The organism is Rhizobium sp. BK379 (assembly GCF_014193955.1).
Taxonomy (GTDB): Bacteria; Pseudomonadota; Alphaproteobacteria; order Rhizobiales; family Rhizobiaceae; genus Rhizobium.
Genome location: NZ_JACIAD010000001.1, coordinates 1,980,490 through 1,993,841, shown reverse-complemented (window position 1 = coordinate 1,993,841; position 13,352 = coordinate 1,980,490). Strand labels below are relative to the sequence as shown.

15 protein-coding genes are annotated in these 13,352 nt (G+C 57.3%); 10 read left to right on the top strand and 5 right to left on the bottom strand.

Annotated elements, in window-relative coordinates:
* Positions 1-66 precede the first annotated feature (66 nt).
* Positions 67-768 carry a cell cycle two-component system response regulator CtrA gene (gene ctrA / locus FHT93_RS10175; RefSeq protein ID WP_003542362.1) on the bottom strand — a complete coding sequence of 234 codons (702 nt, stop codon included), beginning with the start codon at positions 766-768 and terminating at the stop codon, positions 67-69.
* 436 nt (positions 769-1,204) lie between these two features.
* Between ctrA and FHT93_RS10170 the strand changes: the two genes are divergently transcribed.
* The gene (locus FHT93_RS10170; protein ID WP_112543982.1) at positions 1,205-1,555 is read left to right on the top strand and encodes a flagellar export protein FliJ; all 351 of its coding nucleotides are present in this window, start codon (positions 1,205-1,207) and stop codon (positions 1,553-1,555) included.
* A 117-nt stretch (positions 1,556-1,672) separates the two neighbouring features.
* On the opposite strand, the gene FHT93_RS10165 is transcribed toward FHT93_RS10170, so the two are convergent.
* Positions 1,673-1,951, bottom strand: a complete 279-nt coding sequence (locus tag FHT93_RS10165) for a GNAT family N-acetyltransferase (RefSeq protein ID WP_112971184.1) — start codon at positions 1,949-1,951, stop codon at positions 1,673-1,675.
* Between the two features lie 105 nt (positions 1,952-2,056).
* Here FHT93_RS10165 and FHT93_RS10160 point away from each other — a divergent pair, with 105 nt between their 5' ends.
* Complete coding sequence (locus FHT93_RS10160) at positions 2,057-2,521, top strand: paraquat-inducible protein A (RefSeq protein WP_112971183.1); 465 nt, start codon at positions 2,057-2,059, stop codon at positions 2,519-2,521.
* A gap of 20 nt (positions 2,522-2,541) precedes the next feature.
* On the opposite strand, the gene FHT93_RS10155 is transcribed toward FHT93_RS10160, so the two are convergent.
* Complete coding sequence (locus FHT93_RS10155) at positions 2,542-2,817, bottom strand: DUF1153 domain-containing protein (protein WP_007533628.1); 276 nt, start codon at positions 2,815-2,817, stop codon at positions 2,542-2,544.
* A gap of 397 nt (positions 2,818-3,214) precedes the next feature.
* Here FHT93_RS10155 and FHT93_RS10150 point away from each other — a divergent pair, with 397 nt between their 5' ends.
* On the top strand, positions 3,215-3,961 hold the full coding sequence (locus tag FHT93_RS10150) for a LuxR C-terminal-related transcriptional regulator (RefSeq protein ID WP_112543985.1): 747 nt from the start codon (positions 3,215-3,217) through the stop codon (positions 3,959-3,961).
* Between the two features lie 23 nt (positions 3,962-3,984).
* Here FHT93_RS10150 and FHT93_RS10145 read toward each other — a convergent pair whose 3' ends face one another.
* Both FHT93_RS10145 and cysQ read right to left on the bottom strand, forming a co-directional pair.
* The gene (locus FHT93_RS10145; RefSeq protein WP_162710076.1) at positions 3,985-4,710 is read right to left on the bottom strand and encodes a sugar transferase; all 726 of its coding nucleotides are present in this window, start codon (positions 4,708-4,710) and stop codon (positions 3,985-3,987) included.
* Between the two features lie 671 nt (positions 4,711-5,381).
* Positions 5,382-6,182 (bottom strand): 3'(2'),5'-bisphosphate nucleotidase CysQ, encoded by an 801-nt coding sequence (cysQ, locus tag FHT93_RS10140; RefSeq protein WP_183847319.1) that lies wholly within the window; start codon positions 6,180-6,182, stop codon positions 5,382-5,384.
* Positions 6,183-6,688: 506 nt separating this feature from the next.
* Here cysQ and FHT93_RS10135 point away from each other — a divergent pair.
* From FHT93_RS10135 to FHT93_RS10105, 7 genes are all read left to right on the top strand, one after another.
* On the top strand, positions 6,689-7,591 hold the full coding sequence (locus FHT93_RS10135; RefSeq protein WP_029869102.1) for a branched-chain amino acid ABC transporter permease: 903 nt from the start codon (positions 6,689-6,691) through the stop codon (positions 7,589-7,591).
* 3 nt (positions 7,592-7,594) lie between these two features.
* Complete coding sequence (gene livM, locus FHT93_RS10130; RefSeq protein ID WP_112543987.1) at positions 7,595-8,992, top strand: high-affinity branched-chain amino acid ABC transporter permease LivM; 1,398 nt, start codon at positions 7,595-7,597, stop codon at positions 8,990-8,992.
* Positions 8,992-9,858: an ABC transporter ATP-binding protein gene (locus FHT93_RS10125; protein ID WP_112971180.1), complete on the top strand. Its 867-nt coding sequence runs from the start codon at positions 8,992-8,994 to the stop codon at positions 9,856-9,858. Before livM ends, FHT93_RS10125 begins: the two co-directional genes overlap by 1 nt.
* Positions 9,858-10,589: an ABC transporter ATP-binding protein gene (locus tag FHT93_RS10120; protein WP_112543989.1), complete on the top strand. Its 732-nt coding sequence runs from the start codon at positions 9,858-9,860 to the stop codon at positions 10,587-10,589. The genes FHT93_RS10125 and FHT93_RS10120 overlap by 1 nt, the downstream gene beginning before the upstream one ends.
* 25 nt (positions 10,590-10,614) lie before the next feature.
* Positions 10,615-10,968, top strand: a complete 354-nt coding sequence (locus tag FHT93_RS10115; RefSeq protein ID WP_112543990.1) for a DUF6867 family protein — start codon at positions 10,615-10,617, stop codon at positions 10,966-10,968.
* A 118-nt stretch (positions 10,969-11,086) separates the two neighbouring features.
* A complete protein-coding gene (locus FHT93_RS10110) occupies positions 11,087-12,208 on the top strand; it encodes a branched-chain amino acid ABC transporter substrate-binding protein (RefSeq protein WP_112543991.1) in 1,122 nt (373 codons plus the stop codon).
* Between the two features lie 164 nt (positions 12,209-12,372).
* Positions 12,373-13,341: a D-glycerate dehydrogenase gene (locus FHT93_RS10105; protein WP_183847317.1), complete on the top strand. Its 969-nt coding sequence runs from the start codon at positions 12,373-12,375 to the stop codon at positions 13,339-13,341.
* Positions 13,342-13,352 lie beyond the last annotated feature (11 nt).

The following is a 13,352-nucleotide window of genomic DNA, read 5'->3' as shown; positions in this document are numbered from 1 at the left end:
ATAGAGCACCAAAACAAAAATCCCGCCACAAGGGCGGGATTTTTAGGGATAAGCGGATTTGGCGGATCAGGCGGTTTCGGCGTATTCGGCACCATCGGGCTCGCGCAGCACATAGCCGCGACCCCAGACGGTTTCGATGTAGTTGGCGCCGCCGGCGGCATTTGCAAGCTTCTTGCGCAGCTTGCAGATGAAGACGTCGATGATCTTCAGTTCGGGCTCGTCCATACCGCCATAAAGGTGGTTCAGGAACATTTCTTTGGTGAGCGTGGTGCCCTTGCGGAGCGAGAGAAGCTCCAGCATCTGGTATTCCTTGCCCGTCAGGTGAACGCGCTGGCCGCCGACTTCGACGGTTTTTGCATCGAGGTTGACGATCAGTTCGCCGGTCATGATAACCGACTGTGCATGGCCCTTGGAGCGGCGGACGATCGCATGGATGCGAGCGACGAGCTCATCCTTGTGGAAGGGCTTGGTCATGTAATCGTCGGCACCGAAGCCGAGACCGCGAACCTTGTCTTCGATACCGGCCATGCCCGAGAGGATCAGGATCGGAGTCTTGACCTTCGACAGACGGAGAGTGCGCAGCACTTCGTATCCGGACATGTCGGGAAGGTTCAGGTCGAGAAGGATGATATCGTAATCATACAACTTGCCCAGATCCACGCCTTCTTCGCCGAGATCTGTCGTATAAACATTAAAACTCTCAGATTTGAGCATCAGTTCGATGCTCTGCGCCGTAGCGCTATCATCCTCGATGAGAAGTACCCGCATAATTATCCCCTTTACCGCCGCCGAAAGGTGGCATGGCCCCCTACGCGATACCGAATAAGCTACGTGATTTGGAAGCTGCCACGAAATGGTTAACAAATTCTAATTCACTCTGGCAAGGAGTATCGAATTTATTAAATAATTTTTCCATTTCTCTGTTTTCCAATGGGAATCTCGAAACTCAGTTCTCAACTTTGACATTAAGAAATCGAGCTAAGTGATTCATCCGACTCGCTAATGAAAAGGTTCGGTTTTCCTGTCCTGGTGTTTACCGAGCCTTAAATCATCTCACCTATCATTAACGATGCCCGTAAACGAAAGGTTACCAGCGGTAGGTTTTTGTTAATATCGCAGGAAATTTTTCGGCAAACCGTGTCAAAGCGGCGCGCAAGGGCGGTTTCAAGTTGAGCCGGGGTCTCGCATCACGGGAGTAATGCGTATGAAGTCGCGAGAGAGCCTCGTTCGCCTGAAAGAGTTTCAGGTTAACGAAAAGCGTCGTCAGCTGCAGCAGTTGCAGATGATGATGTCCGAGTTTGAACGGATGACGAAGGATCTGGAGAGCCAGATCGTCGTCGAGGAAAAGAAGTCCGGTATTTCCGACCCGAATCACTTTGCATATCCGACCTTCGCCAAGGCCGCACGTCAGCGCGCCGACAATCTTCAGGTCTCGATCAAGGAACTGAAGGTTCAGGAGGAGGCGCTGGAACTGGCGCTTGAGGAAATGCAGGCGGAATATGCCAGGGCAACGGCGCTCGAAGAGCGCGACGGCGCAGTTCGCGCCCGGGCCTGACGAATATTGCAGGCGCCGGTACCGGCGCCCTGGGGGATAACCACAGAAGCCATGCATGACGGGCTAAGTGTCCGTCATGCATGGCTTTTGGTGTTTCTGTCGTGTGAGGTGGCCTCTTCAGTTTACCACGTCGTTCCATTCCGGATGGCGCTGCGCCTGTGATTTGAAGAAGGGGCAGAGCGGAATGATCTTCCAGCCGCCCTGGCGGGCTGCCTCGACCGCGTGGAGGGCGAGTGCCTGGCCGACGCCTTTGCCACGCAAAGCGTCCGGCACGCCGGTATGATCGATGATAATGAGTTTCGGCGATGTCCGGGAATAAGTCATTTCCGCTTCATGGCCTTCCAGCACCGCAACGTAGCGGCCGCCGGAGGTATTTTCCTCAATCCTGATATCCATGTCCGTGTCTCCTGACGAATTGTGTGGTCGGGAACGTGACACGACGGCATCGGCATGCCAAGCCATGGCGGTGGGAGACAGTGTGTTCAAAAGGGGAGGCGGGAATTGAACAGGCTTTTAGTGATTCGGCCGGTTCTATTGGTGACGGCGCCGTTTCTTCTGGCGCTCGGCCTTGTGCTTCCGCTTATTCGTTTCGAGAAGCTCTGGTTCTTCGACGAGACGCCGTCGCTCCTGCAAATCGTGGTTTCGCTCTGGAATGGCGGCGACGTTGCGCTTGCGGCGCTGGTAGGGCTCGTCTCGATCGTACTGCCGGTCTTGAAAATGATCGGGATCGCGGCTGAATTGACGGCTGCCGGCAGCACCGGCAGCTTGTTTTATCGCAACGTCGTGCCGCATCTGTCCAAGTGGTCCATGATGGATGTGCTGCTCGTTGCGATCGTGATTGCGGCGGCGAAGACGACAGGACTTGCAAATGCGTTCACGCAGCCCGGCCTCTGGTGTTACGCGGCCTCGGCAATGATTTCGGGCCTTCTTCATTCCCTCAAGGGAAATGCGTCCGGCCCGAAATGATCAAATCGAAGGGAGTGGGGTCAGTGGCGGTACTGCTGGATGCGCGTGGTGCGCAGGCCGGCAAGGCCGTGGCTGTTGATGGAGGACTGCCAGGAAAGGAATTCTTCGACAGTGAGCGTGTAACGCTCGCAGGCTTCTTCCAAGCTCAACAGGCCACCGCGCACAGCCGCGACAACCTCTGCCTTCCGGCGGATGACCCAGCGCCGCGTATTGGGCGGCGGAAGATCCGCAATCGTCAGGGGGCTGCCATCGGGGCCGATGACATATTTTACTCGGGGACGTATCATTTCGGTCATTGGACTCTCTACACAACGCAAGACCACGGGTGCCACTCTAACTTGCCACATTTAAAAATTGCCTAAACGCATCGTAAGACTTTGATAACAACTTTAGACGCGCGTCCGAGGCTGATTTGCCGGCTCCTGCCGTTGCGTCAGTTTGACCCGGCTGCATGGGAGCCATGCGGAATAAATGTTACATATTATTTTCCGGACAATTTATAAGCGCTGCAACATAAGCATGAGCGCAAAGACTTCGTCTCCGTTCTTCTCGCAGTATCATTGAAGATTGCCGTTTGAATGCTTCGTATCCTTCGGATGCGGGGCAATCGCGTCTTTCGTGATCGTCCGGCGCGTCCAACCCGCGGCCGGCTGCGAGACCGAGCCGAAGCCAGGCCCGTGAAGGAACAAGAGAATGAAGAGACGTGAACGCGCAGTCCGCGACTGCGCCGATGATGCTGCATTTTCGCCTTTTGGAGCCCGTTCTGCGGGCGTTTCCGCCGTCGACGGCGCAAACCGCCTGGACGAGCTGGCGAAGGCTGCGGGGTTCGAGTTCTACCTGTTTTCCGTATTCCCGCGTGGGGACAGGACGGCCTTTCTCGAAAACAAGCTGATCAGCAACTGGCCTCAGAGCCTCGTCAACTTTTACGAGGAGGCGGACCTCTTCTATTGCAGCAAGCTGGTCGCTGTCATGAAACAAACCATCATGCCTGTCTTCTGTGAGGAGGGCCCTTTTGGTGGCAATGCAGCGAATCAGGAAAATCGCCGTCTGAACACGATGTTTCAGATGCACGGGCTGAAGCATACCTTTGCCTTCGCCCTGCACGACGCTGACCTGAAACAATACATTTTTGCTTTTTCAGGCGCACAGGCTATGCCCTCTCGCGAAGAAACAATGGCGCTGCTTTATGGCTGCATGGAGCTTCTGGACACGCTGCCGAGCGACGAGAAGCCCGAGGACCAGCCATCGGAAAGTCTGACCCGGCGGGAGATCGAATGTCTGCGCTGGTCGGCTGCCGGCAAGAGCAGCGATGAGATCGCAATCATTCTCGATCTCTCGTCTCATACGGTGGTGGGATATCTGAAGAGCGCGATGCGCAAGCTGGATTCGGTCAACCGGATGCAGGCCGTTGCCCGGGCATTTCGGTATCGGCTGCTGTAACAGCCGATACCCTTCTTTTCCAATCAGAAGCCTTTGCCGCCATTCAGTTCGGAAATCAGCGTTCCGAAGATGATGCGGATGTCCATCAATACCGAGAAGTTCTCGACATAGTGGAGATCGCTGGCGATGCGGGCGCGCGCCTTGGCCGGGCGGTCCGTCGGGCCGCGCAGGCCGCGCATCTGCGCCAGGCCGGTAATGCCCGGACGCATGGCATGGCGGTGATGATATTCCGGAACCAGCTCTTCATAGAGCATGCCGCCGGCACGCATGCCGATTGCATGGCAGCGCGGTCCAACAACGGACATGTCACCCTTCAGCACGTTGAGAAGCTGCGGGAGCTCATCAATGTTAGAGCGACGCAGGAAGGCGCCGACGCGGGTGACACGTGGGTCATTCTTGACCGTCTGTGCAACGCCGCTGACATCCTGCATGTCCGTGCGCATGGAACGGAACTTGTAGACCTTGATGGCCCGGCAGTTCTTGCCCCAGCGCGTCTGCTTGAAGAGGACTGGACCGGGGCTGTCCATCTTGATCAGGGCTGCGACGGCGAGAAGCAGTGGAGCAAGCACGACGAGCGCGCTGATCGAGGCAAAAATATCGAAGGCGCGCTTCATCAAGAACTGCACGGAGGCAGGTGGCGGAACGATGCTGTCGAGTGCGGTAACTGGGAACCTCGCGTTGCCCTGTCGAACAGGCGTAACGCGAAAGCTCTCTTCAGAAATACTCTTGTTAAGGTCCATGACGCTCAAGGATCTACCCTTTGTATTTTGAAGCTTTCGGCGGTGTGATTAGATGGCTTGGTTAGCGCCACATTAAGGCGCCAGAATGTTAGGCGACGTTTAACCCTACTACATCCTAAATTTGCGACATTTGTTTAACCGAGTCCAGAGAAATTTCGCATCGCAGCAAACTTCGCAGTTGCGTTAAGTTTATGCAAAATCAGGAGTTTTATTTTTCAACCGGGATTTTTATTAGGAATCTTAGGTGTTTGACCGGATTCGGGACGGCAGACGACGGTTGCAAAGGTTGAGGGCTACACCGTACCAAAACGCTCCATTGCCCACGGCGCCTGAGAGATCATGGTCCGGCCGGGATCGAATTTGCCGTCCAGCCTGAGGGGATAAGAGCGGGAAAAGTTATCGGCGACGATATTCTGTAATTAAGATATTGATTCCATAATTGCGTCTGTGTGTGCCAAGATGTTACCGAAGTCACATCACGGCGGCGGCGTCAATTGTGGCGAGAACGTGGCAAGAAAACATGCCATCGGAAAACCGAAGGGCGCACCCCTCGAATCAAGGGAACGACCGATTTCGGAAAGTGCCCAGGGATTTTTCCGGCCGGAGACATCGAAGAACCGATCGCCGATGACCGCCGGGATATTGCGGGAAAAGAGTTGGAAGATATCGACTTTCTACGATCACCGCGTCTGTGCGATTGCAGGTTTCGTACCGCCCCAAGAGACGAAATGGGGATTTGCGAAGTCGAAATCGGCAGCCGTACCGGTTTTGCCGTAGAGGAGCGGTTGGCCGTCCATAGTGACAGTCGATCCGCCGGCTGCGCGCAGCACCGCATCGCCAGCCGCTGTATCCCACTCCATGGTGCGGGTGAACCGCGGGTAGACATCGGCCTTGCCTTCTGCCAGCAGACAGAATTTCAGGGACGAGCCGATGTTGGTGCATTTGGAGATGGCATGCCTGGCCAGGAAAAGGCCAGTCTCGGGACTATCGTGGCGAAAGCTTGCAAGAGCCATGCTCTCTGCCGGCTGCTTGCGCACCTTGATAAGATTTCGCTCCGTTACTGCAAAGTTTTCGTCGATTACCAGTTTTTCCGCGCTTCCGCGTTCGCCGGAAAAAGCGATGCCCAGCGCCGGGGCGTAGACGATACCGGCGACCGGAATGCCATTTTCCACATAGGCAATATTGACGGTAAACTCCCGGCGCTTATCCAGGAATTCGCGGGTGCCGTCGAGCGGGTCGACGAGAAAGAAGGACTTTCCGGCGATGTCGGGCACCTTGCCCGCAGCCACTGACTCTTCGGCGATGACGGGGATCTCGGGGAAATCGCGTTCCAGATGCGCCAGTATGATGCGCTCTGCCTCCTGGTCGGCGATCGTCACCGGACTTTCGTCGGCCTTCATTTCCACCGGGCAGCCGTCGCAGAAGACCTCTGTGATGGCCTTGCCGGCTTCGAGTGCCGCCCGTTCGAATGTCTTCAGCATATTCCTGCCGTTCGCCCGTAAATCTGTCCTGAGACTACTGCGCTATATATAGTCTATCGGAGGTGTTGCCGCACCCCTTGCCGGAATCCCGTAACATTAACACAGGCCCGCAGGATTTGCATGAAGCCGTCAGCGGCAATGGTCGGTGAAATGGCATTTGCAATTAACAGCATCTTGGAGTTTGAAATTTCGTCAACTTCCTTACTTGTGGAACAGTTTACGCGCGACGCGAGCGTTTCTGGCTTGGTTCAGTGCACAAAGATTAATTGACAAAGCCGGATCTGACTAAAAAATTGCCAAACGATGCCGCTTTTGTGTGGATTTTGGTTTGAATTGCGCCATTTACCGCTGTTTGCCCAAGATTCTGGCGCAGTAAATCCTTTTTGTCTTCACATTTCCAACGAAACCGCTATGCAATGCGAGCTAGAGGCTCATGTGAAAGCATGAGCGATAAAACCAATAAGAGATGCAACTTAAATTTGGTTCGCATCCAGGGGAAATGACATATGGAGTATTTCGTCCAGCAGCTCTTCAATGGGCTGACTCTCGGATCCATCTATGGCCTTGTGGCTATTGGCTATACGATGGTTTACGGCATTATCGGCATGATCAACTTCGCCCATGGCGATATTTTCATGCTTGGTGGTTTCGCTGCTCTTATCGTCTTTCTCGTTCTCACATCCATCTTTGCAGGTCTTCCGGTAGCCGTGCTGCTATTGGCGATGCTTGTGGTCGCGATGCTGATGACGAGTTTGTGGAACTGGACGATTGAGCGCGTCGCCTACCGCCCGCTGCGCGGTTCATTCCGCCTGGCGCCGCTGATTACCGCGATCGGCATGTCGATCACGCTGTCCAACTTCATCCAGGTGACGCAGGGTCCGCGCAACAAGCCGATCCCGCCGCTCGTCGGCACGGTCTATAATGTTGGTGGTCTCTCGATCTCGCTGAAGCAGATCATCATCATTGTCGTGACCGTCGTCCTGCTTGCTGCCTTCTGGTATCTCGTCAACAAGACGGCACTCGGACGTGCTCAGCGCGCCACCGAACAGGACCGCAAGATGGCGGCCCTTCTGGGCGTCAATGTTGACCAGACCATCTCCATCACCTTCATCATGGGTGCGGCACTCGCGGCCGTCGCCGGCACGATGTATCTGATGTACTATGGTGTCGCATCGTTCAACGATGGCTTCATCCCGGGCGTCAAGGCCTTCACCGCAGCCGTTCTCGGCGGCATCGGCTCACTGCCGGGTGCTGTTCTCGGCGGGCTGATGATCGGCCTCATCGAATCCCTGTGGTCGGCCTATTTCACCATCGCGTACAAGGATGTCGCTACCTTCGCCATTCTTGCATTCGTGCTGATCTTCAAGCCGACGGGCATTCTCGGCCGGCCGGAAGTCGAGAAGGTATAAGTCATGGCAAACATCGACACTTCCGCTGGCAAGTCCGACGCCGGGCTTGTCCAGAAGGGGCTTAGGGAAGCCTTCTTCTCCGGCCTCATCGCACTTGGCCTGTTCGTTCTCTATGTCGGTCTCGGCACGCAGCAGAACATCAACAACGAGCTGATTATCGTTCAGCGTTGGGGACTGCTGGCCATTTTCGTGCTGGTCGCCGCCATCGGCCGTTTCATCGTGGTCGTTTTCGTCAGGCCGCATCTCGATCAGCGCAAGCTTTTGAAGGCGCGTCATGGCGATCTGGAGATCTCGACGGAAAAAGGCTTCTTCCGGACGCATTTCCTGAAGTTTGCCCTGCTTTTCCTGGTGGTTTATCCGCTGCTGACAGCCTATTTCCTCGGTCCGCAGGGCGCGCTGAAATGGGTCGACAATTTCGGCATCCAGATCCTGATCTACGTGATGCTCGCCTGGGGTCTGAATATCGTCGTTGGTCTCGCCGGTCTGCTCGACCTCGGCTATGTCGCCTTTTACGCAGTCGGCGCCTATTCCTATGCGCTGCTGTCGGCCCATTTCGGCTTTTCCTTCTGGGTGCTGCTGCCGCTCGCCGGTATTTTTGCCGCTCTCTGGGGCGTCATTCTCGGCTTCCCCGTGCTGCGCCTGCGCGGCGACTATCTGGCGATCGTGACGCTTGCCTTCGGTGAAATCATTCGTCTCGTCATCATCAACTGGACGGAAGTCACCAAGGGCACCTTCGGTATCTCCGGTATCGCCAAGGCTTCGGTCTTTGGCATCTGGAGCTTCGATGTCGGCAAGGCGAACAATTTCGCCAAGGTCTTCGGCCTGCCGTCGTCTTCGGCCTATTACAAGATCTTCCTGTTCTACGTCATCCTGGCTCTCTGCATGCTGACCGCCTATGTGACGATTCGGCTGCGCCGCATGCCGATCGGCCGTGCGTGGGAAGCGCTTCGCGAAGATGAAATCGCCTGCCGTTCGCTCGGTATCAACACGGTGACGACGAAGCTGACCGCTTTCGCCACCGGCGCGATGTTCGGCGGATTCGCCGGTTCCTTCTTCGCCGCTCGTCAGGGCTTCGTCTCGCCGGAATCCTTCGTGTTCCTGGAATCGGCCGTCATTCTCGCCATCGTCGTCCTTGGCGGCATGGGCTCGCTGACGGGCATCGCTATCGCCGCTGTCGTCATGGTCGGCGGTACGGAAGTGCTGCGCGAAATGGACTTCCTCAAGATGGTCTTTGGACCGGATTTCACGCCGGAACTCTACCGCATGCTGCTCTTCGGCCTTGCGATGGTCATCGTCATGCTGTTCAAGCCGCGCGGTTTCGTCGGCTCGCGTGAGCCGACCGCCTTCCTCAAGGAGCGCAAAGCGGTCTCCGGAAGCTTTACCAAGGAGGGCCATGGTTGATGAGCCCTGTCGAGAACACGATGTCGAATGACACTTTGCTCAAGGTCGAGCACCTGTCGATGAAGTTCGGCGGCCTGATGGCCATCAACGACTTCTCCTTCGAGGCCAAGCGCGGTGAAATCACCGCGCTGATCGGCCCGAACGGTGCGGGCAAGACGACCGTCTTCAACTGCATCACCGGTTTTTACAAGCCGACGATGGGCATGATTACGCTGACGCAGAACAGCGGCAAGCAGTACCTTCTCGAGCGCCTGCCGGACTTCCGCATCACCAAGGAAGCCAAGGTTGCCCGTACCTTCCAGAATATCCGCCTGTTCTCGGGCCTCACCGTTCTGGAAAACTTGCTGGTCGCCCAGCATAACAAACTGATGAAGGCTTCGGGCTTCACGGTGCTTGGTCTGCTCGGTATCGGTCCCTACAAGCGTGAAGCGGCTGCTGCCATCGAGCTTGCGCGTCACTGGCTGGAGAAGGCCGACCTTATCGACCGCGCCGACGATCCGGCCGGCGACCTGCCTTACGGCGCCCAGCGTCGTCTGGAAATCGCTCGCGCCATGTGCACCGGCCCGGAGCTGCTCTGCCTCGACGAGCCGGCTGCCGGTCTCAATCCGCGTGAATCGGCAGCGCTCAATGCCTTGCTGAAAGGCATTCGCACCGAAACCGGCACCTCGATCCTGCTCATCGAGCACGACATGTCGGTGGTCATGGAAATTTCCGACCACGTCATCGTTCTGGAATACGGCCAGAAGATTTCCGACGGAAGCCCCGACCACGTGAAGAACGACCCGAGGGTTATTGCAGCCTATCTTGGTGTCGAGGATGAAGAAGTCGAAGAGGTCATTGCGACCGTAGAAGGGGGCGCAATCTGATGGCGGCCGGTGAACAGCTTCTCAAGGTTCAGGGCGTCGAGACCTATTACGGCAATATTCGCGCGCTCGCCGGCATCGATGTCGAGGTGAAGAAGGGCGAAATCGTCAGCCTGATCGGCGCCAACGGCGCCGGCAAGTCGACGCTGATGATGACGATCTGCGGGAGCCCGCAGGCCCGTACCGGCTCGATTGTCTTCGACGGCCAGGATATCACCAAGCTGCCCACGCATGAGATCGCGCGGTTGCGTATCGCGCAGTCGCCCGAAGGACGACGCATCTTTCCGCGAATGACCGTGCTGGAAAATCTCCAGATGGGCGCCGGCCTCGATAATCTCAAATACTTCCATGAGGATGTAGAAAAGATTTTCGTTATGTTCCCGCGTCTTAAGGAGCGTCAGTCGCAGCGTGGCGGCACGCTTTCGGGTGGCGAACAGCAGATGCTTTCGATCGGCCGCGCGTTGATGGCGCGCCCGAAGCTGCTGCTGCTCGACGAACCGTCGCTCGGCCTCGCTCCGCTGATCGTGAAGGGCATCTTCGAAGCCATCAAGATGCTGAACGAGAAGGAGGGGCTGACCGTCTTCCTCGTGGAGCAGAACGCATTCGCAGCGCTCAAGCTGTCGCACCGGGCCTATGTGCTGGTCAACGGCAAGGTAACGATGAGCGGCAGCGGCAAGGAACTGCTTGCGAATCCCGAGGTGCGTGCTGCCTATCTCGAAGGCGGGCGGCATTGATCGCGGCAGAAGGGAGAGTTTGATTATGCAGGGACTTTTCTTCGAAAGCGACAACGGCGTGAAGCTCGTCATCCGAGCGCTCGTTGTGCTCATCGGTTTCTGGACGGCGTGGCGCGCCGGCAGGGCGGTTGCGGACGGCTGGAACAACTACTCCTTGGTTGTCGTCTACACCTTCCTGCTCGCCTGGGCGATGCAGTTCCTGCATCATGCGCTGTTTGACGGCCCGATGCTCAGCGCCCTCTTCTACATCATCGATTTCGTAACTCTGCTGGTCTTCTCGACAGCCGGGTTCCGCTATCGCCGTACCAATCAAATGGTCAACAACTATTACTGGCTGTACGAAAAAACTTCCGCGTTTTCGTGGAAGGAGAAACATTGACAGCCCGTTGAAACTAGGCATGAATTGCCTTCAGAGCGGAACAGCTTTCCCGGCGCAGTCAAAGGTGGGGTTTGCGTCGGGCCTTGGAAGAACCCGCCCAAAAATTGGGAGTAACAATATGAAGAAGTCTCTCTTGTCAGCGGTGGCACTGACGGCGATCGTCGCGTTCGGCGGCGTCGCACGAGCTGACATCGTGATCGGCGTTGGCGGCCCGCTGACGGGTCCAAACGCTGCGTTCGGCGCACAGCTTCAGAAGGGTGCCGAGCAGGCAGCCGCCGACATCAACGCTGCTGGCGGCATCAACGGCGAGCAGATCAAGATCGAGCTCGGCGACGACGTTTCCGACCCGAAGCAGGGCATCTCCGTCGCGAACAAGTTCGTTGCTGACGGCGTGAAGTTCGTTATCGGCCACTTCAACTCGGGCGTTTCCATCCCGGCTTCCGAAGTCTACGCCGAAAACGGCATCCTCGAAATCACCCCGGCTGCTACGAACCCGGTTTTCACCGAGCGTGGCCTGTGGAACACCTTCCGCACCTGCGGCCGTGACGACCAGCAGGGCGCCATTGCCGGCAAGTATCTGGCCGACCACTTCAAGGACGCCAAGATCGCCGTCATTCACGACAAGACACCTTACGGCCAGGGTCTCGCTGACGAAACCAAGAAGGCTCTGAATGCCGCTGGCGTCACCGAAGCCATGTACGAAGGCGTCAACGTCGGCGACAAGGACTTCTCGGCTCTCATCGCAAAGATGAAGGAAGCCGGCGTTTCGATCATCTACTGGGGCGGTCTGCACACCGAAGCCGGTCTCATCATCCGCCAGTCGGCCGACCAGGGCCTGAAGGCAGCGCTCGTTTCGGGTGACGGTATCGTCTCGAACGAACTCGCCTCCATCGCTGGTGACGCCGTTGCCGGTACGCTGAACACCTTCGGCCCGGATCCGACTGTCAACCCGGCCAACAAGGACCTCGTCGCGAAGTTCAAGGCCGCCGGCTTCAACCCGGAAGCTTACACGCTCTATTCCTACGCTGCGCTGCAGACGATCGCTGCTGCTGCCAAGGCTGCCGGTTCTACGGACGCTGAAGCCGTTGCCGCGGCCATGAAGGAAAAGGGTCCGTTCCCGACCGTTCTCGGCGAGATCTCCTTCGACGAAAAGGGCGACCCGAAGCTTCCGGGCTACGTCATGTACGAATGGAAGAAGGGCGACGACGGCAAGTACAGCTACTTCCAGAAGGCCGACTAATTTCAGTCTCTGGCAGATATGCCTTTCATGGAAGCCCGGTCATCGACCGGGCTTCTTTCGTTTGGCCTGCGCAGTTCAAGATCGCAGTCTCTACGGGTTTGAAGGCCATTCCATTCCTGGCTTTCATGGCCTAAGCCAAGGTAAAGGATGGAGGACCCAGATTCATGCCAAAACCCCGCATTCTCGTCACCCGGCGCTGGCCCGCCTCGGTAGAGGCCGTGCTCTCAGAGCGTTTCGATGTCTCGCTCAACAGGGATGATGTGCCGCTCGGCGAAAGCGAGCTACGCCAGGCGCTGGCGGACCATGACGCGGTGCTGCCGACCGTTTCCGACAAGCTGCCGGAAGCGGTGTTTGCCGGCGATATCCGTACGAAGATCCTCGGTAATTTCGGGGTGGGTTTCAATCACATCGATATTGCCACCGCAAAGGCCAAAGGCATTGTGGTGACGAATACGCCTGGGGTACTGACCGATTGCACTGCCGATATCGCCATGCTGCTTCTGCTTTCCGTGGCCCGTCGCGGCGGCGAGGGCGAGCGGCAGGTGCGTGCCGGCGAATGGAAGGGCTGGTGCCCGACGCATATGATCGGCACGAAGGTGTCCGGCAAGACTGTGGGTATTATCGGCTTCGGGCGAATCGGCAAGGCTTTCGCGCAGCGCTGCCATTTTGGCTTCGGCATGGACATCGTGTTCTATAACCGTTCCCAGGTCGACCCGGGGGAGGCGGCACGTTACGGTGCGCGTCAGCTCGGTTCGGTGGAAGAGGTGCTCGCGGCTTCCGATTTCGTTTCGCTCCATTGCCCTGGAGGAGCCGAGAACCGGCATCTGATGAATGCAGAGCGATTTGCAGCAATGAAGCGGGGCGCTTTCCTCATCAATACGGCGCGGGGCGATGTCGTCGATGAGACGGCGCTGACAGCGGCGCTCGCGAACGGCACGATCCGCGGCGCCGGGCTCGATGTCTACGAGGCGGAGCCGCAAGTGCCGGAAGCGCTGCGAAGGATGGAGAATGTCGTTCTGCTGCCGCATCTCGGCAGCGCGACGGAAGAGACGCGCACGGCGATGGGGATGAAGGTCGTGGATAATGTGACGGCGTTTTTCGAAGGCCGCGAGGCGCCGGACCGCGTCATCTGAGGGCGCTGCTT

Bases quoted from the DNA above. Each gene is read 5' to 3' on its own strand.
- ctrA (WP_003542362.1), bottom strand. From the start codon at position 768: ATGCGGGTACTTCTCATCGAGGATGATAGCGCTACGGCGCAGAGCATC.
- FHT93_RS10170 (WP_112543982.1), top strand. From the start codon at position 1,205: ATGAAGTCGCGAGAGAGCCTCGTTCGCCTGAAAGAGTTTCAGGTTAAC.
- FHT93_RS10165 (WP_112971184.1), bottom strand. From the start codon at position 1,951: ATGGATATCAGGATTGAGGAAAATACCTCCGGCGGCCGCTACGTTGCG.
- FHT93_RS10155 (WP_007533628.1), bottom strand. From the start codon at position 2,817: ATGACCGAAATGATACGTCCCCGAGTAAAATATGTCATCGGCCCCGAT.
- FHT93_RS10150 (WP_112543985.1), top strand. From the start codon at position 3,215: ATGAAGAGACGTGAACGCGCAGTCCGCGACTGCGCCGATGATGCTGCA.
- cysQ (WP_183847319.1), bottom strand. From the start codon at position 6,182: ATGCTGAAGACATTCGAACGGGCGGCACTCGAAGCCGGCAAGGCCATC.
- FHT93_RS10135 (WP_029869102.1), top strand. From the start codon at position 6,689: ATGGAGTATTTCGTCCAGCAGCTCTTCAATGGGCTGACTCTCGGATCC.
- livM (WP_112543987.1), top strand. From the start codon at position 7,595: ATGGCAAACATCGACACTTCCGCTGGCAAGTCCGACGCCGGGCTTGTC.
- FHT93_RS10125 (WP_112971180.1), top strand. From the start codon at position 8,992: ATGAGCCCTGTCGAGAACACGATGTCGAATGACACTTTGCTCAAGGTC.
- FHT93_RS10120 (WP_112543989.1), top strand. From the start codon at position 9,858: ATGGCGGCCGGTGAACAGCTTCTCAAGGTTCAGGGCGTCGAGACCTAT.
- FHT93_RS10115 (WP_112543990.1), top strand. From the start codon at position 10,615: ATGCAGGGACTTTTCTTCGAAAGCGACAACGGCGTGAAGCTCGTCATC.
- FHT93_RS10110 (WP_112543991.1), top strand. From the start codon at position 11,087: ATGAAGAAGTCTCTCTTGTCAGCGGTGGCACTGACGGCGATCGTCGCG.
- FHT93_RS10105 (WP_183847317.1), top strand. From the start codon at position 12,373: ATGCCAAAACCCCGCATTCTCGTCACCCGGCGCTGGCCCGCCTCGGTA.